At 66.6% G+C, this 25,311-nt stretch carries 27 protein-coding genes and 1 tRNA gene; 10 read left to right on the forward strand and 18 right to left on the reverse strand.

What is annotated here, in order from left to right:
• The first annotated feature begins 1 nt into the window (after nucleotide 1).
• The 5 genes from AC5Y2L_RS10610 to AC5Y2L_RS10630 all read left to right on the forward strand — a co-directional run bounded on the left by AC5Y2L_RS10610 (nucleotide 2) and on the right by AC5Y2L_RS10630 (nucleotide 4,565).
• Nucleotides 2-1,078: a PDR/VanB family oxidoreductase gene (locus tag AC5Y2L_RS10610; protein WP_499935638.1), complete on the forward strand. Its 1,077-nt coding sequence runs from the start codon at nucleotides 2-4 to the stop codon at nucleotides 1,076-1,078.
• An 11-nt stretch (nucleotides 1,079-1,089) separates the two neighbouring features.
• Nucleotides 1,090-1,905: a peptidoglycan recognition protein family protein gene (locus tag AC5Y2L_RS10615; protein WP_499935640.1), complete on the forward strand. Its 816-nt coding sequence runs from the start codon at nucleotides 1,090-1,092 to the stop codon at nucleotides 1,903-1,905.
• Between the two features lie 8 nt (nucleotides 1,906-1,913).
• A complete protein-coding gene (locus AC5Y2L_RS10620) occupies nucleotides 1,914-2,165 on the forward strand; it encodes a YdeI/OmpD-associated family protein (RefSeq protein WP_499935797.1) in 252 nt (83 codons plus the stop codon).
• A gap of 71 nt (nucleotides 2,166-2,236) precedes the next feature.
• Nucleotides 2,237-2,923 carry a VldE C-terminal domain-containing protein gene (locus AC5Y2L_RS10625; RefSeq protein WP_499935798.1) on the forward strand — a complete coding sequence of 229 codons (687 nt, stop codon included), beginning with the start codon at nucleotides 2,237-2,239 and terminating at the stop codon, nucleotides 2,921-2,923.
• A gap of 85 nt (nucleotides 2,924-3,008) precedes the next feature.
• Nucleotides 3,009-4,565 carry a succinic semialdehyde dehydrogenase gene (locus AC5Y2L_RS10630; RefSeq protein ID WP_499935641.1) on the forward strand — a complete coding sequence of 519 codons (1,557 nt, stop codon included), beginning with the start codon at nucleotides 3,009-3,011 and terminating at the stop codon, nucleotides 4,563-4,565.
• A gap of 68 nt (nucleotides 4,566-4,633) precedes the next feature.
• Here AC5Y2L_RS10630 and AC5Y2L_RS10635 read toward each other — a convergent pair whose 3' ends face one another.
• On the reverse strand, nucleotides 4,634-4,918 hold the full coding sequence (locus AC5Y2L_RS10635) for a hypothetical protein (protein ID WP_499935642.1): 285 nt from the start codon (nucleotides 4,916-4,918) through the stop codon (nucleotides 4,634-4,636).
• Nucleotides 4,919-5,136: 218 nt separating this feature from the next.
• Between AC5Y2L_RS10635 and AC5Y2L_RS10640 the strand changes: the two genes are divergently transcribed.
• The 4 genes from AC5Y2L_RS10640 (at nucleotide 5,137) to AC5Y2L_RS10655 (ending at nucleotide 7,691) form a co-directional block, all read left to right on the forward strand.
• Nucleotides 5,137-6,387 carry a hypothetical protein gene (locus AC5Y2L_RS10640; RefSeq protein ID WP_499935644.1) on the forward strand — a complete coding sequence of 417 codons (1,251 nt, stop codon included), beginning with the start codon at nucleotides 5,137-5,139 and terminating at the stop codon, nucleotides 6,385-6,387.
• 65 nt (nucleotides 6,388-6,452) lie between these two features.
• Nucleotides 6,453-6,626, forward strand: a complete 174-nt coding sequence (locus AC5Y2L_RS10645) for a hypothetical protein (RefSeq protein ID WP_499935645.1) — start codon at nucleotides 6,453-6,455, stop codon at nucleotides 6,624-6,626.
• 119 nt (nucleotides 6,627-6,745) lie between these two features.
• Nucleotides 6,746-6,819, forward strand: a tRNA-Pro gene (locus AC5Y2L_RS10650).
• A 134-nt stretch (nucleotides 6,820-6,953) separates the two neighbouring features.
• Nucleotides 6,954-7,691, forward strand: coding sequence for a hypothetical protein (locus tag AC5Y2L_RS10655; protein WP_499935646.1), 738 nt, complete (start codon nucleotides 6,954-6,956; stop codon nucleotides 7,689-7,691).
• Here the strand turns inward: AC5Y2L_RS10655 and der are convergent.
• From der to AC5Y2L_RS10695, 8 genes are read right to left on the reverse strand one after another with little or no spacing between them, the layout of a single operon-like run.
• On the reverse strand, nucleotides 7,648-9,039 hold the full coding sequence (der, locus tag AC5Y2L_RS10660; RefSeq protein WP_499935648.1) for a ribosome biogenesis GTPase Der: 1,392 nt from the start codon (nucleotides 9,037-9,039) through the stop codon (nucleotides 7,648-7,650). The two genes, AC5Y2L_RS10655 and der, sit on opposite strands and share 44 nt — an antisense overlap.
• The gene (cmk, locus tag AC5Y2L_RS10665; RefSeq protein WP_499935649.1) at nucleotides 9,036-9,719 is read right to left on the reverse strand and encodes a (d)CMP kinase; all 684 of its coding nucleotides are present in this window, start codon (nucleotides 9,717-9,719) and stop codon (nucleotides 9,036-9,038) included. The genes der and cmk overlap by 4 nt, the downstream gene beginning before the upstream one ends.
• Nucleotides 9,716-10,459 (reverse strand): pseudouridine synthase, encoded by a 744-nt coding sequence (locus AC5Y2L_RS10670; RefSeq protein ID WP_499935650.1) that lies wholly within the window; start codon nucleotides 10,457-10,459, stop codon nucleotides 9,716-9,718. The genes cmk and AC5Y2L_RS10670 overlap by 4 nt, the downstream gene beginning before the upstream one ends.
• Entirely contained in the window at nucleotides 10,456-11,151 is a 696-nt protein-coding gene (scpB, locus tag AC5Y2L_RS10675; protein WP_499935652.1) for an SMC-Scp complex subunit ScpB, read from the reverse strand. Before scpB ends, AC5Y2L_RS10670 begins: the two co-directional genes overlap by 4 nt.
• Nucleotides 11,148-11,954, reverse strand: coding sequence for a segregation/condensation protein A (locus AC5Y2L_RS10680; protein WP_499935653.1), 807 nt, complete (start codon nucleotides 11,952-11,954; stop codon nucleotides 11,148-11,150). Before AC5Y2L_RS10680 ends, scpB begins: the two co-directional genes overlap by 4 nt.
• Nucleotides 11,951-12,814, reverse strand: a complete 864-nt coding sequence (locus AC5Y2L_RS10685; RefSeq protein WP_499935654.1) for a ParA family protein — start codon at nucleotides 12,812-12,814, stop codon at nucleotides 11,951-11,953. Before AC5Y2L_RS10685 ends, AC5Y2L_RS10680 begins: the two co-directional genes overlap by 4 nt.
• Before the next feature lie 57 nt (nucleotides 12,815-12,871).
• Complete coding sequence (locus AC5Y2L_RS10690; RefSeq protein WP_499935655.1) at nucleotides 12,872-13,942, reverse strand: AbrB family transcriptional regulator; 1,071 nt, start codon at nucleotides 13,940-13,942, stop codon at nucleotides 12,872-12,874.
• Nucleotides 13,943-15,010 (reverse strand): PrpF domain-containing protein, encoded by a 1,068-nt coding sequence (locus AC5Y2L_RS10695; protein ID WP_499935657.1) that lies wholly within the window; start codon nucleotides 15,008-15,010, stop codon nucleotides 13,943-13,945. It lies immediately after the preceding gene.
• A gap of 87 nt (nucleotides 15,011-15,097) precedes the next feature.
• Here AC5Y2L_RS10695 and AC5Y2L_RS10700 point away from each other — a divergent pair, with 87 nt between their 5' ends.
• Nucleotides 15,098-15,850 (forward strand): O-methyltransferase, encoded by a 753-nt coding sequence (locus AC5Y2L_RS10700; RefSeq protein ID WP_499935658.1) that lies wholly within the window; start codon nucleotides 15,098-15,100, stop codon nucleotides 15,848-15,850.
• Nucleotides 15,851-15,884: 34 nt separating this feature from the next.
• Here the strand turns inward: AC5Y2L_RS10700 and xerD are convergent, their stop codons facing one another.
• The 9 genes from xerD to AC5Y2L_RS10745 form a co-directional block, all read right to left on the reverse strand.
• Nucleotides 15,885-16,835: a site-specific tyrosine recombinase XerD gene (xerD, locus tag AC5Y2L_RS10705; protein WP_499935660.1), complete on the reverse strand. Its 951-nt coding sequence runs from the start codon at nucleotides 16,833-16,835 to the stop codon at nucleotides 15,885-15,887.
• Entirely contained in the window at nucleotides 16,832-17,455 is a 624-nt protein-coding gene (locus AC5Y2L_RS10710; protein ID WP_499935661.1) for an NUDIX domain-containing protein, read from the reverse strand. Before AC5Y2L_RS10710 ends, xerD begins: the two co-directional genes overlap by 4 nt.
• Complete coding sequence (gene pyrG / locus AC5Y2L_RS10715) at nucleotides 17,448-19,202, reverse strand: CTP synthase (protein WP_499935663.1); 1,755 nt, start codon at nucleotides 19,200-19,202, stop codon at nucleotides 17,448-17,450. Before pyrG ends, AC5Y2L_RS10710 begins: the two co-directional genes overlap by 8 nt.
• 127 nt (nucleotides 19,203-19,329) lie before the next feature.
• Entirely contained in the window at nucleotides 19,330-20,274 is a 945-nt protein-coding gene (locus AC5Y2L_RS10720) for a copper transporter (protein WP_499935664.1), read from the reverse strand.
• 16 nt (nucleotides 20,275-20,290) lie between these two features.
• Nucleotides 20,291-21,472 (reverse strand): putative cytokinetic ring protein SteA, encoded by a 1,182-nt coding sequence (steA, locus tag AC5Y2L_RS10725; protein ID WP_499935666.1) that lies wholly within the window; start codon nucleotides 21,470-21,472, stop codon nucleotides 20,291-20,293.
• A 172-nt stretch (nucleotides 21,473-21,644) separates the two neighbouring features.
• Complete coding sequence (gene recN / locus AC5Y2L_RS10730) at nucleotides 21,645-23,375, reverse strand: DNA repair protein RecN (protein ID WP_499935667.1); 1,731 nt, start codon at nucleotides 23,373-23,375, stop codon at nucleotides 21,645-21,647.
• Complete coding sequence (locus AC5Y2L_RS10735) at nucleotides 23,376-24,296, reverse strand: NAD kinase (protein WP_499935668.1); 921 nt, start codon at nucleotides 24,294-24,296, stop codon at nucleotides 23,376-23,378.
• Nucleotides 24,293-25,102 carry a TlyA family RNA methyltransferase gene (locus AC5Y2L_RS10740; protein ID WP_499935670.1) on the reverse strand — a complete coding sequence of 270 codons (810 nt, stop codon included), beginning with the start codon at nucleotides 25,100-25,102 and terminating at the stop codon, nucleotides 24,293-24,295. The genes AC5Y2L_RS10735 and AC5Y2L_RS10740 overlap by 4 nt, the downstream gene beginning before the upstream one ends.
• A gap of 8 nt (nucleotides 25,103-25,110) precedes the next feature.
• Nucleotides 25,111-25,296, reverse strand: coding sequence for a hypothetical protein (locus AC5Y2L_RS10745; protein WP_499935671.1), 186 nt, complete (start codon nucleotides 25,294-25,296; stop codon nucleotides 25,111-25,113).
• Nucleotides 25,297-25,311: the final 15 nt, after the last annotated feature.

Here is a 25,311-nt window from a genome sequence, read left to right on the forward strand (position 1 = left end):
TGTGGCAGAGACACTTTGGGGCAGCAGACCGGCCGACTTGTATGGCCGGCGGTCGCGCGACCGGTTCTTCACGGCATTGACCGGCGCCGGCGCCTTGTTCGGCAGCTTTGCGTCGTTGTCGCGGTGGAACCCGTCGCGAATAGTGCCGGTGCGGCGGAGCATGACCGCCGTCGTCACCAAACGAGAGTTGGTCGCGCCCGACGTCGTCGCCTTGACGTTGGCCGATCCCGATGGCGCATTGCTGCCGTCCTGGACGCCGGGCGCGCACATCGATGTTCAACTGCCCTCGGGCCGTCGTCGGCAGTACTCGTTGTGCGGTCCGCCGGGGCGACGCACCGACTATCGCATCGGCGTACGGCGGATCGCCGATGGCGGCGGCGGCTCGATCGAGATGCACGAGAACTTCGATGTGGGTGACACCTTGGTGTTCGAAGGTCCGCGCAACGCGTTTTATCTCGTCACCGACGAGCAAGAGGTGTTGTTCGTGATCGGCGGCATCGGCGTGACGCCGATACTGCCCATGATCCGGCTGGCTCAGCAGCGTGGAATGCGTTGGCGCGCAGTGTATGCCGGGCGGAGTCGCCAGTACATGCCGTTCCTGGACGAGGTGGTCGCGGTGGCGCCGGACCGGGTCACCGTGTGGGCCGACGACGAGCGCGGCCGGATGCCGACGGCAGCGGATCTGCTCGCCGATGCCGGGCCGACGACGGCGGTGTACGTCTGCGGCCCCACCGCCATGCTCGAATCGGTGCGGATCGCCCGCGATGCGCACGCCGACGCGCCGCTGCATTACGAACGGTTCGGTCCGCCACCGGTTGTCGACGGTGTGCCGTTCGAGCTGGAGCTCGCGCGCTCACGGCGGGTGCTCAGCGTGCCGGCGAACCGGTCGGCACTCGGTGTCATGCTCGACGGCGACCCGGCGACACCGTATTCGTGCCAGCAGGGTTTCTGCGGGACCTGCAAGGTCAAAGTGCTGGCCGGGGATGTCGATCGCCGCGGCCGCGCCGCAGAGGGGCACGACGAAATGCTGGTCTGCGTGTCGCGCGCGAAAAGCGGTCGCGTGGTGATCGACGCCTGATTCGTCAAGCCGTGCGTCTGATCCCGGGTATCATCAGCCGTCGCCGAGCACTCCAGCTGGCGGGCGGCGCCGGCCTGGCGGCGGTCGTCGGGGGCTGCGCCACAACGAAACCCGGCGCCACGCCGGCGACTCCCACCTCCGGAACCACTGCGCCGGGGAGCGCCGGCACCAGCTCGGCGCCAAGCCCACCTCATGCGCCCACCGTCTCCCCCACCACCAGAAGCGCGGGCGTGCTGCTCTGCCGCGATTCCTGGGGGGCCCGTCCCGCCCGGTCCGGCGGCAAGCCGCACACCCTCACCCGGATGACCCTGCACCATTCGGGGGTTGTCCTCGGCGACAACCGCAAAGCGCCGGGCCGGCTGCGGCAGCACCAGCGTTACCACCAAGATCAGCTCGGCTGGATCGACATCGCCTACCACTTCAGCGTCGATCGCAACGGCAACATCTACGAGTTGCGCACGCCCACGTTGGCCGGTGACACCGCGACGGACTACGACACGACCGGCCACTTCCTCGTGCTCTGCGAAGGGGATTTCGACGTCGAGGAGATGACCGACGCCCAACTCAACGGAGCCGCCTTGGTATTCGCCTGGGCCGCACAAACATTCGGCCTGTCGAGCAACACTCTCGCGGGCCACCGCGACGTCGCACCGACCACCTCCTGCCCCGGCGCGAACCTCTACTCCCATCTCACGTCGGGGAATCTCAAACGCCGCATCGACGACCTGCTGGCCAGCGGCGGTGTCAGCCTGCAAAAAATGTGTGGTCCCGACGCCGCCGCCGTCGTCGCTGATATCGAAGCCGGCCGGGCTACCCTGATGCGGTGACCGAGCGAATTCCCGGCGGGGTGGTACACAAGCTGCCCGCGGACCTGCGCGAAGCGCTGATCGCCAACACCACGGCACTTGCCGCCTGGAAGGACATCACGCCGTTGGCGCGCAACGAGTTCATCTGCTGGGTCGAAGACGCCAAGCAAGAGACGACCAGAGCGCGCCGCATCCGCCGGACCCGTGAGGAGCTGGAAGAAGGCAAGCGCCGGCCGTGTTGCTGGCCCGGGTGTAAGCACCGCGAGCGCACCGGCCGCTGAAGCAACCAAGAGATAACAAACAGGCCCCACCCGCCCCACCGGACACTAAAGTGCTCTTCGTGCGCAGAGACTTGTTGGCCAACGGGCGGGGTAGATGGCTGGCGGTCGCGGTGTCGCTCGTCGTCTCCGCCGGCATCATCTACGCCCAGGGCGTAAAGCCCGCTCGCGGCGCTCAGGCTCCAGTGGCGGCACCGGCAAGCCAGGCCAGCGCGGCGGCCGGGCCGGCCGGCGCCCCGGCGGGTGCGCCGCACACCGCCAGCCCCGAGGAGGTGCAAGCGCTGGCGGCGTTGGCGGCAACCGCACCCACCAGCGCTACCGACTTCCAGTTCCCCTTGCCCGCCGGCCGCGCGCCGGAGGGAGGGTTGCAGATCCACACCATCTGGGCGGCGCGGGTGATCAGCGTGCTGTTCCCACAGATCACTACCATCGGCGGCTTCCGGCAAGACCCCCTGCCGTGGCATCCCAACGGGCTGGCGATCGACGTGATGATCCCGAATCACGGCAGCCCCGAGGGCATCGAACTCGGCAACCAGATCGCCGGATACGCGCTGGCGAATGCCAAGCGCTGGGGGGTCAACCACGTCATCTGGCGCCAGAAGATCTACCCGGGTGTCGGGGCTGGGAGTTGGACGGCCGATTACGGCAACGAAACCGCCAACCACTACGACCACGTCCATATCGCCACCGACGGCGGTGGTTACCCGTCCGGACACGAGGTGTACTACATCAATTCGATGCGGCTTGGGCCACCGAGCTGACCGAATACGCGACGCCGCCCCACCCGGTACCGCAGGCCTATAGGCTGGTGCTTTCGCAGCTTGTGCTTCTTGGGGAGGTAACAACATGCCTGCGCCCTCAGCCGAAGTTTTCGACCGCTTGCGTCAGTTGTGCGCGATCAAGGACATCAGCGCACGCCCGGCCAAGACGATCGACGAGGTCTTCACCGGCAAGCCGCTGACGACGATCCCGGTCGGCACCGCCGACGATGTCGAAGCTGCGTTCGCCGAAGCCCGTGCCGCGCAGATCGACTGGGCCAATCGCCCGGTCGCCCAGCGGATCGAGGTGATCAGCCGCTATCGCGACCTGGTCATCCAGCATCGCGAATTCCTGATGGACCTGCTGCAGGCCGAGGCGGGCAAGGCCCGATGGGCCGCGCAGGAGGAAATCGTCGACCTGATGGCCAACGCGAACTACTACGTGCGCGTCGCCGCCGACCTGCTCAAGCCGCGTAGGGTGCAGCCACTGCTGCCGGCGATCGGCAAGACCACGGTGGGCTATCAGCCCAAGGGCGTGGTCGGGGTGATTTCGCCGTGGAACTACCCGATGACGCTCACCGCCTCGGACTCAGTGCCTGCCCTTCTCGCGGGTAATGCGGTGGTGCTCAAACCCGACAGTCAGACGCCGTACTGTGCGCTCGCGTGCGCCGAGCTGCTGTACCGGGCCGGGCTGCCGCGAGCGCTGTACGCCATCGTGCCCGGGCCGGGTTCGGTGGTCGGCACCGCGATCACCGACAACTGCGACTACTTGATGTTCACCGGTTCGTCGGCCACCGGCAGCCGGCTCGCGGAGCATTGTGGTCGCCGGCTGGTCGGGTTCTCCGCCGAACTCGGCGGCAAGAACGCGATGATCGTGACGCGCGGCGCCAACCTCGACAAGGTCGCCAAAGCGGCCACCCGCGCGTGCTTTTCGAATGCGGGACAGCTGTGTATATCCATCGAACGGATTTACGTCGAAAAGGACGTCGCCGACGACTTCACCCGCAGATTCGGCGATGCGGTCCGAAACATGAAGCTGGGCACCGCTTATGACTTCTCGGTCGACATGGGCAGTTTGATCTCCGCCGATCAGCTCAAAGCCGTGTCGGAACATGCCGACGACGCAATAGCCAAGGGCGCCAAGGTGATTGCAGGCGGCAAAGCCCGACCGGACATCGGACCGCTGTTCTACGAGCCGACCGTGCTGACCGATGTCACACCCGAGATGGAGTGCGCCGCCAAGGAAACGTTCGGACCGCTGGTCTCGATCTACCCGGTCGCCGACGTGGATGAGGCCGTCGAGAAGGCCAACGACACCGAATACGGGCTGAACGCCAGCGTGTGGGCCGGCTCCACCGCGGAGGGCGAGACGATCGCCGCCCGGTTGCGGTCGGGAACGGTGAACGTCAACGAGGGTTATGCGTTCGCCTGGGGCAGCCTCAGCGCGCCGATGGGTGGCATGGGCATATCGGGCGTCGGCCGCCGGCACGGCCCGGAGGGTCTGCTCAAATACTGTGAGTCCCAGACGATCGCTACCGCTCGGGTGTTCAATCTCGATGCGCCCTTTGGGATTCCGACGACTCTTTGGCAGAAGTCGCTGCTGCCCATCGTCCGCACGGTGATGAAGCTTCCCGGCCGGACGTGAGATTCCGCGCCGCCGCGCGCAGCTCAGCCCGCGGCTGGGCTAGCCGCGGGTGAAGTCGCGCCCGGTTTCTATTCCGACGACTTGTCGGACTTATCGGACTTCTCGTCCGACGACTTGTCGGACTTGTCCTCGTTGTCGGACTTGTCGGCGTCCTCGGAGTCTTCCGACTTGGCGGATTCTTTGGACTCGTCGAGCTTGTCGGCAAACTTCGTCAAGAGACCAGCAAGTTGACGAGCCTCCTCGGGAGCTAACAGATCGTCGAACACCTGCTTGTCGCCGTCAGAAATCCGCTCCACGTGCACCGCATTGTCCTTGAGACCGACGTCCCACCGGCCCCCTTCGTTACCAGCCATTCACTGCCGCCTTTCGCCTAGTGACCTGATCCAGACTGAACCGCGCCGCTGCGCTTCCGAGTTGTTTACCCACTTCCGCCGTAGCGCATCCGGGCACCTGAGCGGACTGGTCCGTAGCACCCGCAATAGAAGTGGGACACTGGGTCGTATTACGGCAAATGCGCAGCACTCGGTGGTCGCAGCTCCCCCAGCAAGTGCGGTTCCCGAAAGGTCATGAGATGAAAGCACTCGGGATCGTGGCGGCAGCCGCCTTGGCGTTCGCGCCGGTGGCAGCCACCACGACCGGTGTTGCTCAGGCGGCTCCGTGTGCGGGCGCCGGAGAAAGCCCCGCGGCCTGCCAGGACTGTCTCAAATACATTGCGATATATGGGATTCCGACGCCCCGCTCCTGCTACGAAGGCGCGCCGTCCCGCCCGCCACAGGCGTCCCCGAGCAGCGTGCCGCTGCCGGCTCCGTTGATTCCGCCCGACCTCCCGTCGCCGAACCTGACGCCGGTGCACACCCCACAGGTCGTTCCGACAAGTCCCCCGCCGCCGAGCACGACTCCGGTCCGGGGGCCGACGATCGAGCCGTTGCCCACGGGGACGCCGCGGAACGCCTCAGTGGTGACACCGCCGAAGGGGCTGGATGCGTCACAGGAAGCAATCGCGGCCGCCAAGGCTGCACCCGTGACGCGGTTCAATCCCGCGATTCAAAAGATGCTTCAGCTGGTGGACTTCAAACATCGGGTGGACGATGCAGTCAATGCCCACAACGGCAACGTTGAGGTCTTGAAGGTCGACAATCAGGCGCTGCCGCGCCCTCGGCACTGGGACTACGTCGACTACGACGGCTACCACCGCCCGGTCCTGTACAACCCCCTCAATCAAGCGATGACCATCCGCTTCTTCTACAACGGCGCCTACCGGGAGGCGTACGTGCCGGCCGGTGGCCGGGTGGTGCTCGACGTCGCCACGGTTGGCCTGTTCCCGTTCACCGCGGTCGGCGACAGCTATATCGCGTCGGGCAGCTTCCACGGCGGTGCCTGGATTCCACCACCGGACGGGGATGGCCCACCGCCGCCCGACTACACACCGCCTCCGCCCCCGCAGGTGTACCAGGACGTCTTGGCATATGTATCCGCCCACGACCAGGTCGTGCAAGTCGGCCACGTGGAGTTGGTGGGCCACGACGACAGCCAACCCGCGGGTAGCCAAGACACTTTCCTGCTGGACGACTCCACCTTGGCCTGGGGTCAGATCGGCGATCCCAGCGGCCGAAGCCAGATTCGAGTGACCAAAACTCAGTCGTTACCGGGCGTCGGGCCGACCGACAACGGCAGCTACCTGGTGACGTTGGCCGGTTACAAGGAGCCCGCGCCATCCCGCCCCTGGTGGCCGTCGGTGCTGGGATACGGGGGGTTGGCAGTCGCAGTCTGCCTGGTTGCCTGGGCAATCAGTCGTCGAAAAGAAGACGAGATCTCCGGCTAGTCGGCGAATCCTGGGGGTCGACGGATACGCCACTGGTGCATCAGACTGTCCCTCGGGAGGACGCCATGACCCATGAGAACGACGAGGCCAAAGAAGCCCAGCAGGAGAAGTACAAGCACCTGCCGCCGCCGGTCCGTATCGAGGACACAATCACCCGCCAGGAGACCGTACCGGCACGCGATCCCAAGGGCGGGCGCGACGACGAGAGTTTCGTAATCCAGCACTGGTGGGGGTCCTAGGCCGCTCGCCAGCGGGTATCGCCGGACTCTCAGCAGCGAACCTGCACGCCTCCTGACTAGTCAGGGCAAATATTGCGGTATCGTTCCCTCGCGTCTGCCGAATTGTTGCGGCGGACTTGCGGGCTGTGGCGCAGTTTGGTAGCGCACTACACTGGGGGTGTAGGGGTCGCAGGTTCAAATCCTGTCAGCCCGACCGTGTGGTTCGCTCGTCGACATCGAAATCCTCTAAGCGGCTGCAGGATCCGATAACTGAATTGGGACCACAACCCTCTCTCGACTGCCCGTCGAATGGCGCAACATAGGGTTGGACACAGTAATATCGCGGTCATGCGGCGCTACTCGGACTCCCAACTGATCGAGGCGGTCCGGGTTTCCCGTTCCTGGCGCGGCACCCTGCGTGCGTTGGGCCTCTCTGCCACCTCTGCAGCTGCCATGCGCTCCGTACGCGCACACGCCAACCGGCTTGGCCTCGACTACAGCCATTTCACCGGCCAGCGACGTTGGACCGACCAACAGCTCGTCGCTGCCATCGCCTCCGCCACGAGCTGGGCTCAGGTCGCACAGGAGCTCGGACTGGCCGGCGGATCGAGTACGACGACGATACGCGGACACGCGTTACGGCTCGGCCTCGACACCACACACCTTGCCTCGCCGCGAACACCGCACACGCCAATCACCGTGATGCGCCCGCAACGCGCCAACCTGGCGAGGGCCGGCGCGCTCATGGCAGCGGCATGGTTCGAGCTGTGTGGCCAATCCGTCTGCTGGCCGCTAGAGCCGTGCCGCTATGACCTCCTGGTTTGGATTGGCGCCGCAGCCCGGCGCATCCAAGTCAAGACGACCACGGTCAAGCAAGGGGATGCGTGGACCGCATGGATCTCAACCGACGAGGTCGACTACTTCTTCGTCATCGACGGTGACTGCCGCTACTACCTAATCCCCGTAGCGGCCGTCGGCGGTCTGACGGCGATCCGGCTCGCGGCGTATTCGGAGTACCGGCTCACCCCCGACCAGGACTGCGCTAACGCCGCTTGGCCGACCGCTTCTCCCGGACCCGCACGTTGATCCGGATCGGGCTGCCGTCGAAGCCGAACGACTCCCGCAGCCGCCGTTCCAGAAACCGGCGATAACCCGCCTCCAAGAACCCGGTGGTGAACAGCACAAACGTCGGCGGGCGGGCGGTGGCCTGGGTGGCGAACAGCACGCGTGGCTGCCTGCCGCCGCGCACCGGTGGCGGCGTGGCCGCCACGACTTCTTTGAGCCAGCTGTTCAGCGGGCCGGTCGCGATCCTGGTGTCCCACGACGCAAGCGCACTCTCCATGGCGGGCACCAGCTTCTGCACCGCTCGCCCAGTCTTGGCGGAGATGTTGACCCGCTGCGCCCAACGCACCTGGACCAGTTCGCGGTCGATCTCTCGTTCCAGCAGCTCGCGCCGGTCCTCGTCGACCAGATCCCACTTGTTGTAGGCCAGCACCAGCGCACGTCCGGCCTCGATGACCATGGACAGCACCCGCAGATCCTGCTCGGTGATGGGCTGCGACGCGTCGATCAACACGATCACCACCTCGGCGAGGTCGATCGCCCCGTGCGTACGCACCGATGCGTAGAACTCGTGCCCGCTGGCCTGGCCCACCTTGCGGCGCAGGCCCGCGGTATCGACGAATCGCCAAACCTGACCGCCCAATTCGATCAGCGAGTCCACCGGATCGACGGTGGTGCCCGCAACTTCGTGCACCACCGAACGCTGGTCACCGGCGAGCTTGTTCAGCAGCGAACTCTTGCCCACGTTTGGTTTGCCGACCAGTGCCACCCGCCGGGGCCCACCGCCACGCGATGCCGAATCGGCCACCTCGGGTAACGCGGCCAGCACCTTGTCGAGCAGGTCCGCCACACCGCGACCGTGCATCGCGCTGATCGCATGCGGCTCGCCCAATCCCAGCGACCACAATGCCGCCGCGTCGGCTTCGCCCTTTTCGCTGTCAACCTTGTTGGCGGCCAGGAAGACTGGCTTTCCCGCGCGAAGCAGGATGCGGGCCGCGTCCTCGTCGGCGGCGGTGGCCCCGACGGTCGCATCGACCACCAGGATTACCGCGTCGGCGGTACGCATGGCCACCGACGCCTGTTCGGCCACCAGCTGTTGCAGCCCCTTGGCGTCGGGCTCCCATCCGCCGGTGTCCTGGACGACGAAACGGCGGCCGGTCCACAACGCGTCGTAGGAGACCCGGTCTCGGGTCACGCCGGGCACGTCCTGCACCACCGCCTCGCGCCGGCCCAGGATCCGGTTCACCAGCGTCGATTTGCCGACGTTTGGCCTGCCCACCACCGCCACCACCGGCGCCGGACCGACTTCGGACTTTTCGAAATCGCTTAGCTCCCAGTCATTTTCGTCGACCCAGGTGCCGTCCTGGCTCACCGCACCGCTCCACTGCGTTGTCTGACCAACTCCAGCAGATGAGCGATCACTTCAGCCTCGGTCATGTCGCTGGTGTCGACGATCACCGCATCGGAAGCCGCTCGCAGCGGCGACACCGCTCGGGTGGAATCCAGATGGTCGCGACGGCGGACGTCAGCCAGCACGCCGTCGTAGTCGTCCGCAAGCCCCGCGGCGATGTTCTGGTCGTTGCGGCGCCGGGCCCGTGTTTCGGCCGACGCGGTCAAAAAGATCTTCACCGGCGCATCCGGCAACACCACGGTGCCGATATCGCGGCCCTCGACCACCACGCTGCCGGGACCCTCGGCCAGTTGGCGCTGCAACCCGACCAGCCGCGTGCGCACAGCGGGAACAGAGGACACCGCCGACACGGACCTCGTGACGTCGTCCCCGCGGATTTCTATCGAAACATCCTCTCCGGCAAGGTAACACCGGTCTTGGTCGGGATCGCGGTCGACTGACAGCGGCACATCTGCAACACACTCCGCGACCGCGTGAGCGTCGGCAGGGTCAACGCCGGCGCGCAGCACCGCCAGCGTCACGATTCGGTACATCGCCCCGGTGTCCAGGTAGCGCGCTCCCAGTGCACGCGCCAATCCCCTTGCCACTGAAGACTTTCCGGTTCCCGCCGGACCGTCGATCGCAACGACTACATCGCTCACAGGCCGACCGCTTTGTAGAGTTGCCCGATCTCGTCATGACGCAGCGCCCGAATGCTGCCGGGACGCTGCTTCCCCAACGACACCGCGCCGATTTCGGTGCGCACCAGTGACTCCACCGGAAATCCCGCCGCTGCCAGCAGCCGGCGCACAATGCGATTACGTCCCTCGTGTAATGTCAAGCGCACCATAGTCTTTCCCGGGATGGCGTCGACCACGGCGAAATCGTCGACACGCGCCGGGCCGTCGTCCAACTCGATGCCCTCCCGCAACCTTTTGCCCAGCCCACGCGGCACCGATCCCGCCACGGTTGCCAGATACGTCTTGGGCACCTGATGAGACGGATGCATCAATCGGTGCGCCAGCTCACCGTCATTGGTCAGCAGGATCAGTCCCTCGGTGTCGGCGTCCAGCCGCCCGACGTGGAACAACTTCTTGGTGCCCCGCACGCGACGCTCGACCAAATCGCCGATGCACGGCCGGCCACGATCGTCGCACATGGTCGAATGCATGCCGCGCGGCTTGTTCAGCGCCAGGTACACCAGCGAGTCGTCCACCACCACCCTGGCCCCGTCGACGCGGATCACCGAAACATCCGGGTCGACGCGGGTGCCCAGCTCGGTCACCAGCTGACCGTCCACCTCCACGCGCCCATCGACGATAAGTTTCTCGGCCGCCCGTCGTGACGCAATCCCGGCCTGGGACAACACTTTTTGCAGCCGGACTCCTTGCACGATCATCATTCCTGGTCCACGTCGAACGCCATTGTTTGCTCTGTCTCGTTCCCGCCGTTGAGTTTGAGGAAGCGTGGCTCGCTGTGCAGCGATTCGCTCAGATCCTCGATGGTGTCGACGTCGGGCAGCAGCGGGGCGATGTCGGGCAGCTCGGTCAGTGACGACAGCCCCAGGCGTTCCAGAAACAGCTCGGTGGTGACGAACGTCGCCGCCCCGGTATCGGGGTCAGCGCCCGCTTCGGTGATCAGCCCGCGGGCCAACAGGGTCCGCATCACGGCGTCCACGTTGACGCCCCGAACCGCGCTCACCCGCGCCCGCGTCACCGGCTGGCGGTAGGCGATTACGGCCAGCGTCTCCAGCGCGGCCCGGGTCAGCTTGGATCGCGCCCCGTCCAGTAACAGTTTCTCGACGTAGGGGGCGAACCGGGCGCGCGTGTACATTCGCCAGCCATCTCCTGTTTTCCGCAGGTCGATACCGCTATCGCGTTCGGTCAGCTGCTCGGCCATCTGCTGCAGCTTGGCCGCGATCCGGTAGACGGGTTGCTCGGTGGCCGCAGCCAACGCCTCAGCGGTCACCGGGGTGTCCACCACCAGCAACAACGCTTCCAGCACCGAGCCGAGCTCGTCGGGATCGAGCTGCGCGGGTTCAGCGATGTCCGGGATGCCCAGATCCAAATCGGGTGGCTCGTCGGCGCCTGTCATGATTCGTCTCGCACTTCGCTGGTCGGCCGTTCCCCGGTCCATGAAACCTGGAGCAAGCCAAGCGGCTCGGACTGCTCGAATGCTACCGCCCCGGATCGATACAACTCGAGCAGCGCCAGGAAACGCCCGACCACCTCGATCGGCGCCCCGCAGTCGGCGACCAACTCGGAAAACGGCGCCCAGCCACCGCTGCCGCGTGTTTCCAACATCCCCAACAAGAGCTGGGCCTGCTCGGCAACCGAGATCTTCACCTCGTGCAGATGTTCGGTATCCACCGTCGGAACCGGACGCGGGACGAATGCGATCGCCGCGATCTGGGCGAACCGATCGGCGTCGACGCCGAGCATCACCTCGGGTAATAGGCCGGCGAACCGATCTTCCAGCGATACCGCGCGCGGGTAGCTGCGCAGCGCGGCGGCCTCCAGCTCGGCGAACATCTGCGCGACGTCCTTGAACGCCCGGTACTGCAGCAGCCGAGCGAAAAGCAGATCGCGTACCTCCAACAGCGCCAGATCCTCTTCGTCGTCGACCTGTCCCGCGGGCAGCAGGCGAGCGGCTTTGAGGTCAAGCAGGGTGGCAGCGACCACCAGGAATGCGGTGGTCTCCTCCAGGCCGAGCTCGGAGCCGATCTGGCGGGTGTAGGCGATGAAGTCGTCGGTCACTTGGTGCAGCGCGACCTCGGTGACGTCGAGGCGGTGGGCGAAGATCAACTGCAGCAGCAGGTCGAATGGCCCCTCGAAGTTGGTCAGCCGGACCTGAAAGCCGCTCTGCTGTGCCGCCTCGCCGTTCTCGACGGCGTTCACGCGCCGAATCGGTGGATGACTTCGCGGGCCAGCGATCGGTAGGCGATGGCCCCGCCCGACTTCGGCGCCCAGGTCGTGATGGGTTCGCCGGCGACGCTGGTCTCGGGGAAACGGACCGTGCGGGTGATCACCGTGTCGAACACCAGGTCACCGAACCGCTCCACGACGCGGGCCATGACCTCGCGGGAATTCACCGTGCGCGGGTCGTAACGGGTGATCAGGATGCCGCTGATGTCCAGCTTCGGGTTGAGGCGGTCGCGCACCTTGTCCACGGTGTCGGTGAGCAGCGCCAGACCGCGCAGCGAGAAGAACTCGCACTCGGTGGGGATGACGACGCCGTCGGAGCAGGCCAGCCCGTTGACCGTGAGCAGACCCAGGGACGGTTGGCAGTCGATCAGGACATAGTCGTAGCGGTCCAGCACCGGGTGCAGCGCGCGGGCCAGCGTCTGCTCGCGGCCGACTTCGTTGACCAGCTGGATTTCGGCGGCCGACAGGTCGATATTGCTGGGCACCAGATCCATGTTCTTGACCCGGGTGTGGATCAGCACGTCGTCGATAGACACCCTGGGCTCCACTAGCAGGTTGTGGATGGTGTGGTCCAGTTCGTAGTGCGGCACACCCAGTCCCGCCGAGAGCGCACCCTGCGGGTCCAGATCCACCAGCAGCACCCGGCGGCCGTACTCCGCGATCGCGGCGCCCAGGTTGATCGTCGAGGTGGTCTTCCCGACGCCGCCCTTCTGGTTACACATCGCCACGACCTTGGCCGGGCCGTGCGACGTGCGCGGCCCGGGCTCCGGGATCGCCCGCGGTGGCCGTCCGGTGAGGCCGATCTCGGGAGCGCTGTCGGGGTGGTCCGTCATGCCCGGGGACGTGTTCGGGAGGTGAACATCGCAGGAAAGTCTAACGGGTCCGCTTGCCTACGCCGGGCGACCCGCAGGCAAATCAACCAGCGAATACTCTCGAGGAGTGGAGTCGGCGCCGACCCGCAGCAGCCTGGTACCGATGACGGCGACCAGATACATGACCAGCAGCCGAAATACCTGCATGGTCACCACGATCGGTCCGGCTTCCGAGTCCGTCGCGGCGGCCAGAACGGCATAGATGCCACCGGGCGTGGTCGCCAGATATGCCTGCGCAAACGACAGCCCGGTCCAGGACGACAACACCACCGCCAAGCCCAGACATGCCCCGATCGTCGTGGTGATGAACGTGCAGGTCAGCGGCATCAGCCGGACAAACCGCCGAACCGCCGCCCGGGTGAACGCGCCGCCGGCTTGCCAGCCGATCACCACGTACGCGACGGTGTTGACCAGCGGTGGCAACCCGAGGGCCAGGTGGCCTTGAGCCGCGATCGGCAGCCCGGCCAGCATGGGGCCCAGCAGAAACGGTGCCGGCCATCTCAGTTTCAGCGCCGCATACCCGGCGCCGGCGATGACGGCGGCTGCCGACGCCGATGAGAACACCGAGACACCACCCTCGGCGGTTGGCGGCTCCACGGGCGGCGTTCCGGCAAGCGCGAGCACGACGGGAAGCGTGGACGTGACCACCACCAGCCGCAAGTATTGCGAGAGCGCCACATAGCGGTGGTCCACTGCCAACTCGGGTGCCATGGTCGAGATGCCGCTGGCACCGCCGGCCAGAGTGGACAATAGTGCGGTCGCCGGCGATAGCGTCTTTGCTACCCGAAGCAAAACCAGCGTGCACAACAAGCACACGATCAGCGTGGCGCCCGAACACGCCGCGGAGATTCCCAAGTGACGAACCATCGTCGGGACGGCTTCCTGCGCTAGCGGCGCGGTGGCCAGCAAACCAAGGCAGCCTTGCGCAGGCCGCAGCAGGCTGCGGCTTGGGATCAGCTGGCGGCCGGTCAGCACTGCCACCCCGCCCGCGCTCGCCAACGCGGCGATCAGCCATCCCGACGGCACGCTCAGCGCCGCGAGCAGCCACCCCAGCGCGGCCGTCAGCAACAAGCACAGCCCCGCCCGCATTCAACCCGCCTTCCGGCTCATATCGGCGAACACGTAGCCGTCGAACAACTTTCGTGCGGTGCTGCGAGCCGCCGCCTGAATCCCGCGACCTCCACCGGGACGTCGGATTTCGATGCTCATCAAGCCCGCGGGATGTTCGATCGCGAATGCGCCTGCCTGGAACGGCTTTTCGAGCAGCCTGGCGACAACCGTCTGGTCGACGGTGGCTGCCGTCGCCAAACAGATGGCCCCGGAAATCGCGTGTGCGGGGTGGCAGCTGTCAGGCACGAAATACCGTGAGCGGATATGCCCGCGAACCGATTTCGACACCAGGATAACCTTCGGCGAGACGCAGCCGCGCGCGTCGCCCAAGCCCATCGCCAACGCCGCGTGCAACCGCACATAGTCCAGCCGATCCAGCAAGGCTCGATTGCTGTCGAGCTGCTGCGGTGGTTCGTCACCGCCGAGCCCGAAGTCGCCGGCCTCGGCGATCACCGCGCACACCGCAGCGTCGATGGCCGTAATCCGCACTCCCCCAATGTGATCGACCGGGCTTCCGGTGGGGAACAACGCTCCGGTCCGGCCGCCACAGAAGCCGCCGAACACCGCGTCGATCGGCGCGGCCCGCCCGGGCACGCCACTGATCTCCCAGTCGCCCTGGTAGCCAATCCGTCCGCCGGGGGTGGGAACCGAAATATCAACCGTCGCACCAGTATTGACCAGATGTACCCGCATCGTGGTGTGCCCGTGCACGGTCGGGACGAGATTGCGTTCGATCGCGAACGGCCCGACCCCGTTCAGTAGGTTCCCACACGTCGGCGTCCAGTCCACCCGCGATGTCGCGATATCAACCTGAGCGAACAGATAGTCGACATCGCAATCTGGGCGGCTCGACGGGCCGACGATTGCCACCTTGCTCGTGGTCGAGCTGCCGCCGCCGAGTCCATCGATCTGACGGCGATCCGGCGACCCCATGATCGCGGGCAGCAACACATCCGGATGCCAGCCGGTTTCCCTTAGGTCCGACGTGAGCAGATAGATCCCTTTGGACGTACCGCCACGCATCATCATGGCGCGCAACGAAATCACCACACCTCTTTACGGGTCGACGCGTCGCGCATGTATTCGCCGATCCACAGGACTTGACAAACGCCGGAACGCCTATCGTTGGTGTCCATGAACCTGAAACGACGAATCCCCCTGCTCCGCTGGTCGGTATGGCGGATGGCGCCCGGAGTCCGCAATATCAATGTCACGGGTCAGATCGGTGACGGACGTGAAGCAGCGGCGGTCGACTATGTCCTGCAGAACGCCACGGCCGGCGACGTCGACGACGTCTTGGCCACCCTGGACAAGTTCGCCTACGAAGAATCGATGCTCATCAATGTCGGCGACGAAAAGGGGCTATTGCTCGACGCCGCGGTACGCAAGGCAGACCCCAGGCTTGCGCTCGAGTTGGGCACCTACTGCGGCTATGGCGCCCTTCGGATCGCCCGCGCCGCGCCGAATGCCAAGGTGTTTTCGGTCGAACTTGCCGAGGCCAACGCGGCCAATGCCCGCCGGATCTGGGAACATGCCGGGGTTGCGGACCGGGTGACATGTGTGGTCGGCACCATCGGGGACGGCGGGCGAACCTTGGACGTGCTGGCCAACGAGTACGGATTCTCTGCTGGCGCACTGGATTTCGTGTTTCTCGACCACGACAAAGACGCTTATCTGGCCGATTTGCTCAGCATTGTCGACCGCGGGTGGTTGCATGCAGGGTCGATTGTGGTGGCGGACAATGTCCGGGTGCCCGGTGCGCCCAAGTACCGCGAGTACATGCGTCAGCAGCAGGGCAAGCAGTGGCAGACCATCGAGCACAAGACGCATATCGAGTACCAGAGCCTGGTCTCCGACCTAGTCCTCGAGTCGAAGTACCTAGGCTGAATCCCGTCGAGCGCCCGGCGAGCAGACGCCATGACTACCGAGCCCGCGGGTGGGCGCCGGCCCATACTTCGCGCAGCGCGTGCACAGTCACCAGGGTGTAGATCTGCGTGGTCGTCACCGACGCATGTCCGAGTAGCTCCTGCACCACGCGCACGTCCGCGCCGCCCTCCAGCAGGTGGGTGGCAAAGGAGTGACGCAGCATGTGCGGCGAGACCCCCGCGGTGATCCCCGCATGCTCAGCGGCGTCCTGCAGAACCTGCCAGGCGCTCTGCCGCGACAACCGGCCCCCGCGCGCATTGAGGAAGATCGCCGGCGTCCCACGTCCGCGGCGCGCCAAGTCCGGGCGTCCCCGAACCAGATACGCGTCGAGCGCTTGCACGGCCGGACGGCCCACCGGCACCAACCGCTGTTTGCCGCCCTTACCGTGCAGCAGCACCGATCTGGCCTCGGTGTCGATGTCGTCGACGTCGAGTCCGACGGCTTCGGATATCCGCGCTCCGGTGGAATACAGCAGCTCGAGCAGCGCTCTGTTGCGCAACGTCAGCGGGCCGTCGGCCGGGCTGTCCCCGCCCGCGGCTTCCAGCAGGGCCAGCACTTCATCGATGGTCAGGCTCTTGGGTAGCCGGCGGCCCGGGGTCGGCGGCCGGACTTCGCGCGCCACGTCCAGTTCGGCCAGTCCTTCGGCGGCGGCGAACCGATGCAGCCCCCGCACCGCGACCAGGGCCCGCGCCGCCGACACTGCCGACAGCGCCGCCGTCCCGGATTCGGGATCGCCACGGCGCAAAGCCACCAAGAATTCGCTGACGTCGGTTTCGCCCACCCTGGCCAGGTCGTGAATCCCGCGGTCCGCCAAGTGTTTCGAGTAGCGACGCAGGTCCCGGCGATACGAGCTCAGCGTGTTGTCCGCCACACCTCGCTCGATCGCCAAGTGGTCGAGGTAACCCTGCACCTGCGATTCGAGCGCCGGCGCGGTGCCTGTCGTCACCGCGCGGCCTGTCGGGCCGCGAACGTGGTCGGCTTGTCGGTCCAGGGGCTGTCCAGCGGGCGCGCCTCGGCGAACCCGGTCGTCACCGCATGCGCCGCCAAAATCCCCGCAACCGCAATGGCATTGACGATTTCGCCGGCGAGCACCTTACGCGCGGCCTCGGCAAGCGGATACCACTGCAACGTCATGTCGGCTTCTTCGTCGTGCGCTTCGGGCTGGTCGACTTGGGTGAGCCCGGTGGCCAAGTAGACCCGCACCGACTCGTCGCTGAACCCGGGCGTCGAGTCGAGATCGACAAGCACCCGCCAGTCGCCGGCCGCTAAGCCCGCTTCCTCCTGGAGCTCGCGGGCTGCGGTGAGATGCGGCGCCTCGCCGTGTACGTCGAGCAACCCGGCCGGCAGCTCCCACAGCCGGCGACCGAACGCGTGGCGGTACTGGTAGATCATCGGGATGTTGCCGTCGTCGTCCAGTGCCACCACGGCCACCGCACCGAAGTGCTCGACGACTTCCCTGGTGACGATTTTTCCGCCAGGCATCCGAACCTGGTCCCGCCGTAGCGCGAAAATCTTTCCGGTGTGCAGGGTTTCGGACGACGTCGTCTCGAAGACGTGCTCAGCCACGGGTCGCGGGTACCGGCTGTGCGACGCCGTCTCGTTGCTGGTTGCCGTTCGACGCTTGCTCGGGGACCTCGGGAATATCGACGGGTAGTAGTTCGGCGTTCTTGTAGTCGATGGCCGCCGCGACGAACGCGACGAACAGCGGGTGTGGCCGGGTGGGCCGGCTCTTGAGCTCCGGGTGCGCCTGGGTGCCGACGATGAACGGATGCACGTCCGGCGAGTATTCGACGAACTCGACCAGATGCCCGTCGGGTGAGGTGCCCGAAATCCTCAGGCCGCCTTCGGCGATCCGGTCGCGGTAGGCATTGTTGACCTCGTAGCGATGCCGGTGCCGCTCGGACACCTGGGTTGTCCCATATGCTTGCGCCACAATCGAATCCGGCTCCAGCACCGCCGGATAGGAGCCCAGCCGCATGGTGCCGCCCAGATCCGCCTCGCCTGCCACGATCTGCGTCTGGTCGGCCATCGTCGAGATCACGGGATCCGGTGTGGCCGGCTCGAATTCGGCCGAGTTGGCTTGGGTGAGACCGATCGAGCGGGCCGCCTCGATGACGATGCACTGCAGGCCCAGGCACAGGCCCAGCACGGGCAGCCCATGGGTTCGGGCGTACTGGATGGCGCCGATCTTGCCCTCGATGCCCCGGATTCCGAATCCACCGGGGATGAGCACGCCGTGTACGTCGGCGAGCGCCGCCGCGGCACCGTTGGCGGTCTGGCAGTCGTCGGAGGCCACCCAGCGCATCTCCACTTTCGCGTGGTGTTTGAACCCGCCGGCACGCAACGCTTCGGTGACCGACAGGTACGCATCGGAAAGCTCGACGTATTTGCCTACCAACGCAATTCGCACGCTGTCGTGCGGCTCGTGAACTCGTCGCAGCAGGTCGTCCCACTCGGTCCAGTCAACGTCACGGAATGGCAGGTTGAGTCGACGCACCACATATGCGTCCAGTTCTTCGCGGTGCAGCACCTTGGGGATGTCGTAGATCGACGGTGCGTCCGGGGTAGAGATGACGCCGTCGATGTCGACATCGCACATGAGCGCAATCTTGTCCTTCAGCGCTTCTGGAACGTTTCGGTCGCTGCGCAGGATGAGCGCATCCGGGGTGATACCGATGCTGCGCAGCGCCGCCACCGAGTGCTGGGTCGGCTTGGTCTTTAACTCCCCGGACGGAGCCAGGTAGGGCACCAGCGAGACATGCAGGAAAAAGACGTTCTCCCGGCCAAGGTCGTGCCGCACCTGGCGGGCCGCCTCCAGAAACGGCTGCGACTCGATATCGCCCACGGTGCCACCGATTTCGGTGATCACAACGTCGGGCCGGTTGCCGTCGGCATCGGGTTCGGCCATCGCCAGGATGCGTCGCTTGATCTCGTCGGTGATGTGCGGGATGACCTGCACGGTGTCGCCGAGGTACTCGCCGCGCCGCTCCTTGGCGATCACCGTCGAATACACTTGTCCGGTAGTGACATTCGCCGAGCCGGACAGATCGCGATCGAGGAACCGCTCGTAGTGACCGACGTCGAGGTCGGTCTCCGCGCCGTCCTCGGTGACGAACACCTCTCCGTGCTGGAACGGGTTCATGGTGCCCGGGTCGACATTGAGGTACGGGTCGAGCTTTTGCATCGTCACATGCAAACCGCGGGCAGTCAGCAACTGACCGAGGCTGCTGGCCGTCAGGCCCTTGCCGAGCGAGGAGGCTACCCCACCGCTGACGAAGAGGTGCTTGGTGGCGGTTTGCGGGTGCTTTCGCACAGGCGACCTCCGTGAAGACGGGCAGGGCTTGGGTTAGCTGGGGACATACCAGCCGGGCCTGCCGACCACGGAATCCCACCCTAACATCCGCCGCGCCGCGCCGCGGCGAACACGCCCGGCGACGGCCCTAGCTCGGCACGGTGATCGAGGTGGCCGCACGACCGGTGCCGTACTGCCCGCTGTGCCCACCATTGATCAGCTCGTGCAGGCCCAGGATCGCGGTGATCCGCCCGGCCTCGGAGTCGACGTCGTCGACGGTGCTTACCGTCCCGGCCATGGCGCCGTCAGCGCGGGTCACCGCGACCGCGGCAGTCCCGCTCGCCGATCCGTCCCGCCCGGCGAGCAGGGTGCCGGAGCCGTGTGGCGCCAGTGCTGCGGCGAACCGGGCCACGCTGGCTCCCTGATTGCCGGCATCCGGCGGAAGGCCGCCTCCGGTGATGACGATTGCCGCATGTGCCGCCCCGAAGTGGTCGCTGGGCTGGTATGTGATGAAACCGGTGTCACGCAGCGCGGCCAGCACCGTCGCCCGCTGCGTCTCGTCCACACCGGGTGCACCCGGGTTGGCATTGAGCAGTAGCGCGATGCCCAGCAGGTCTCCGGCCTGCGAACCCTGGTCCACCAGCTTCGTACTCAGCTGGGTACCGGCCGGCAGGATCGCCGAGTTCACCACGGTGAGCAGTTTTTCCGCCGAGTTCGCTTCGACGAATTCTTGGGTCAGCGACACCGTGCCGACCACCGTACCGCCCGCCGTGGCAATGTTCCTCGACACCGCAGCGACGTCGTCGTCTTTGGCGTCCGGCGTGCGAAATAGGACTACCGACTTGCCCGCCAGGGCGTCGCGCATAATCCGGCTGGCCACCTGGCGATCGAAATTGTTTGCCGCACTGAGTTTTTGAGTTAAGGCGTTCTTTTGGTCGTTGAGTCCGTTGATTTGGGTGTGCAGGTCGCGCTTCTCGTCACGCAGGCTGGACAACAGGGTGTCCGACAGGAAGCCTGAGCCCAGCACCACCCCGACGGCCAGCGCCAGGAAAACCGCGGCCAGCGAGATCGCATGTTGGCGTAACGAGATCATGAACGCACCGTCCTGACTAAGACACCAAGTGCTGCACCCAGAAGGAGAAGCGGTTCCAGTAGTCGACCAGCCAATGCAGCACGGTGGCGTCGGTACGCGACACCCACAGGGCGACGATGACCGCGATCAGCATCGTCAGCGCCAGCAGTGCGATCGCTCCGCCCGACATGTGGTTGCGGTATAGGGTGGCGACGGCCCTGGCATCCACCAGCTTCTCGCCCACCCGCAGTCTGGTCAGGAAGGTCGACGGGTTGCTCTGGGTGCGGGTGCGGTCGAAGAACGTCTCGATGTTGGCGGTGTGACCCGCGGTGACGAGCAGCGCGGCGCCGTGATGGTCGGCCAGCAGTAACGCCAGGTCAACTGCCGAGCCCGCGGCGGGGAAAGTCATCGCACCGACACCGAGGTCCTGGATTCGCTCGAGGCCGGGGGCGTGCCCGTCGGCGTCGGCGGGCAGCACCACCTGCGCGCCGGATTTCAGTGCGTCGGTGCTGATCTGATCGGGGTCGCCGACGATGATCTGCGGGCGATAACCGGCCTTGCGCAACACGTCCGCACCGGTTCCCACGCCGAGCAGCACCGGTTGGTATTCCTTGATGAACGGCTTGAGGGCTCGCAGGTCGTCGGCGGCGGTGGGCTCGTCGCCGACGATCACCACGTGCCGGCGGCGCAGATCGACATCGATGTCCGGGATGCCGATACCGTCGATCAGCAACGGGCTCTCGCTCTTGATGAACTCAATCGTGTTGCCGGCGAACGCCTCCAGATGCGCGGCCAGTCCGCTCTTGGCCTCCCGCATCAGGTCGGCGATGTCGTGGTCGGTGCGCTCGGTACCGCGGACCAGGCGGCGGTCACCGGCGTACACCCCGCCCTCGTGCAGGCGGATCTTGGCGCCGTCCTTGACCTTCTTGAAGACGTCCGGCCCGGTTTCGTCGATCAGGGTGACCCCGTTGTTGACCAGCACCTCCGGCCCCATGTTGGGGTAGCGGCCGGAAACGGACGGCGATGCGTTGACGACGGCCGCGATGTCGGCCTCGACGAGCGCATCGGCGGTAATGCGGTCTAGGTCCAGGATGTCGAGGACCACGATGTCACCGGGGCAGACCCTACGCAGCAATCGGTCGATGTTCTTATCCACCCGCGCGGTACCGACGATACCTGGACGAGTGGGGTTGCGAGTCAGAAGCGTGGACATCCTCATGGGGTGCGATTCTGTCCGTGAAGCGGGGCGCTGGCCGGGAGGCGCGCCGTAACATCTGCCTCATAAGTTATCTAGTGTCACATCTGTCACAATTCGATTGCGACGAGGGTGCGCAAATGTACACGTTTTGGCGGTATTTGGCGTACATTTGCGCGCGCTCGCGGGAAGGGCTCTAAGCGAGATCGCTCTGGGCGGTGTCGAGCAGCTCGCGGGCGTGTGCGCGGCCGCTGTCGGACTCGCCGAGCCCGGCCATCATCCGGGCCAGCTCAGCCACCCGCTCGTCGTCGGTCACCCGCTGCACGCCGCTGGCGCCCTTGGGCCCCGCATGCACCACCAGGTGCACGTCGGCGTATGCGGCGACCTGAGGCAGGTGCGTAACCACGATGACCTGGTGGGTGCGGGCCAGCCGCGCCAGCCGCCGCCCGATCTGCACCGCCGCCCGGCCGCCCACGCCGGCGTCGACCTCGTCGAACACCATCGTGGTACCGGTCGCCGACGCAGCCAGCACCACTTCCAACGCGAGCATCACCCGCGACAGCTCGCCGCCGGACGCGCTCTTGGCCAGTGGCAGCACCGTCATGCCGCGGTGTGCGGCGAAGCCGAACTCGACCTGGTCCACCCCGTCGCCGCCGGCCCGCGCCACTTCGCCGGCGGGCAGCGCAAGCGCGGCCGCGTCGTCGTGGCCGCAGGTATCGGTGGTGATGGCGATGGTGAACTCGGCGTCGCCCATCGCCAACGCGGATAGCTCTGCGGTCACCTCTTTGGCCAGCCGCCTGGCGGCCTTGCGGCGCATCTTGCTGAGATCGTCTGCGGCTCGGGCTAATTCACCTGACAGCTCGTCGACGCGACGTTCCAGGGCCGCCAACCCCTCCTCGGTGACGTCGAGTTTCGCCAGCCGTTCCCGCGCTTCGGCCGCCCACCGCAGCACCCCGTCGGCGTCGGCGGCGTATTTGCGGGTCAATGAGCGCAATTCGGCTTGACGGGCCAGCTTTGACTCGAGCGCGCTGGCGTCGGCTGGCAGCGCTTCCAGATAGTCGCCGAGTTCGCGGTTCGCCTCGACGACCACCGTGAGCGCCTCGCCGATTTGATCGGCCAGCGCACGCAACGCCGAGTCATCGGTCGATTCGAGTGCTGCCCTTGCGCGCCCCAGCCTGTCGGTCGCCCCGAACTCGTCGTCGGAGAGCGCGGCGCGCGCAACATTTGCGGCCTCGCGCAGCGTGTCCAGTTCGGAGAGCCGGATGATGTCGGCGACCAACGCCTCGTCTTCACCGGCCTGCGGGTCGACGGTGTCGATCTCGTTGAGCGCAAACTTCAGCCGGTCCGCCTCTTGGGCGAGTTCCCTTGCGCGGCTACGACGGTCGCTGAGGTCGCGTCGCGCCGTCAGCCATGCCTCACGCACCTTGCGGTAGCGCTCCACCGCCGCGCCGGCGCCGGCGAAACGGTCCAACGCACCGCGTTGCTCCTCGGGCCGCATCAACCGCAGCTGGTCGTTCTGTCCGTGCAGCGTCAGCAGCTCGGTGGTGAAACCGCTCAACGACTTGGCCGGCACACTACGGCCGCCCAGATACGCCCGGGAAGGCCCGTCGCGGCTGACCGAGCGCAGCGCGATCACGCTGCCGTCCTCGTCTCGCTCGCCGCCCGACGAGTCCAGAATCGCATCCAGTCGTGCCGTCACGGCGTCGTCGAGATCGGTTGTGGTGAAACGACCTTCGACGACAGCCCGGTCTGCGCCGGAGCGCACCCGGGTGGCGTCCGCGCGCGCACCGCCGAGCAGGTGCAGCCCGGTCACCACCATGGTCTTGCCGGTGCCCGTCTCGCCGGTCAGCACGGTCAGACCGCGATCGAACTCGGCCGTCGCGACGCTGATCGCGCCCAGCGACTCGATGCGGATCTCGGTCAGCATTTACTTCCCGCGCCAGCCGGTCACCGGCAACCGGAACTTGCGCACCAGGCGGTCGGTGAACGGCGCGCTGTCCAGGCGCGCCCATTTGACCGGGGTGGCGCAGCGGGTCACCTCGAGCCGCCCGCCGGCCGGTATCACCATTTCCCGCCGGCCGTCGCAGAACACCAGGGCGTCGTGGCCGCTCGCCTCGGTCTCGATCGCGATGCAGGCGTCGGGGCTGGTGACCATCGGCCGGCCGAACAGCGCGTGAGCGTTGTTGGGTACCACCAGAATCGCTTCCAGGTCGGGCCACAGCACCGGTCCGCCCGCGGAGAACGCGTAGGCGGTCGATCCGGTCGGCGTGGATATCAGCACCCCGTCGCAGCCGAACGTCGACACCGGACGGCCGTCGATCTCCACGACCACTCCGAGCACGCCCCACCGTGGACCCTTTTCCAGGCTGGCCTCGTTGAGCGCCCAGCCCTGCTCGATGACCCGGCCCTCGTGGCGCACCACGACATCGAGCGTCAGCCGCTCTTCGACCCGGTAGTCGCGGGCGACGACGTGCTCGAGCACCTGATCGATGGCCTCGGCCTCGGCCTCGGCCAAAAAGCCGATCCGGCCCAAATTAACGCCCAGCACCGGTATGCCCGCATTGCGGGCGAGCTCGGCCGCGCGCAAGAAGGTGCCGTCGCCGCCAAGCACGATCACCAGCTCGCAGCCCTCGGCGGCGTGCGAATCGGCGTCGACCACCTGGATGTCGACGCCCAGTGCGCGCATATCGTCGGGAGCCAGGTGCAACGATCCCCGGTCGACCGCCTCGGCGGATAGCAAGCGCAAGCCAATTCCCTTGTCGCCCAACACTTTCTCGACGCGTCGTGCGGTGTCGGTGGCTTCGTCGCGTCCGGTGTGCACGATCAGCAGGACGGTGCGGTCGCTCATCGCGGGCCCTCCTCGACAGCCAGCCGAACGGCGTCCGCGAGCCCGTCGCCAACCAGCGCGCGATCGGTTTGGGCGCGCAGCCACAGGAAGTATTCGACATTGCCCGACGGACCCGGTAGCGGACTGGCCGTCGCACCGACGGTGTGCCAACCCAGCTCGCCGGCGCGGCGCGCCACGGCCAGCATCGAGCCGGCTCGCAATTGCGCGTCGTAGACCACCCCGCCGGAACCGACTTGGCCCTTGCCCACCTCAAACTGCGGCTTCACCATGGGAACGATATCGGCGGTAGGCAAAGCGCATCCAGCCAGCGCGGGCAACACCGTGGCCAGGGAGATGAACGACAGGTCCGCCACCACCAGGTCAACCTGCCCGCCGATCGTCTCAGGCGTCAGGTCGCGGACGTTGGTGCGCTCGACCACGGTCACCCGCGGATCGCTGCGCAGCGACCACGCCAGCTGCCCGTACCCGACGTCGACGGCGACGACCTCGGTGGCACCGCGGTCCAGCAGCACCTCGGTGAATCCGCCAGTGGACGCGCCGGCGTCCAGACAGCGCCGACCGTCGACGGCAATGCCGAAAGCGTCCAACGCGCCGATAAGCTTGTGCGCTCCGCGCGACACCCAGACACGTTCGCCATCGTCCGCGACCGTCAACGTCGCCGTGACGGCGACGGCGGTGGCCGGCTTGACCGCTGGCAGGCCGTCGATGCTCACCTTGCCGGCGCCGATCAGTTCCGCGGCCTGTTGGCGGGATCGCGCCAGGCCGCGCCGGACCAATTCGGCATCGACGCGGGCACGCCGAGGCATTTGCCCACTCAGCCCTTCTCCGCCGACTCCAGCGCCCGCAGCAGCACGTCGTGCGCCTCGGAAAGCCGGCGCGCTATCTCCTCGAGCTGTTCGAGAGTCGGCTTATTCTCGTCGTCGGCCGGATGGCCGGGATCGGGTAGCTGAGCCATCAGCGCCTCGATTTCGGCGCGGATTTGATCGGGATCGATAGTCATTGCGTTAATACGCTA

It is taken from the genome of Mycobacterium sp. NGS66 (assembly GCF_059812225.1).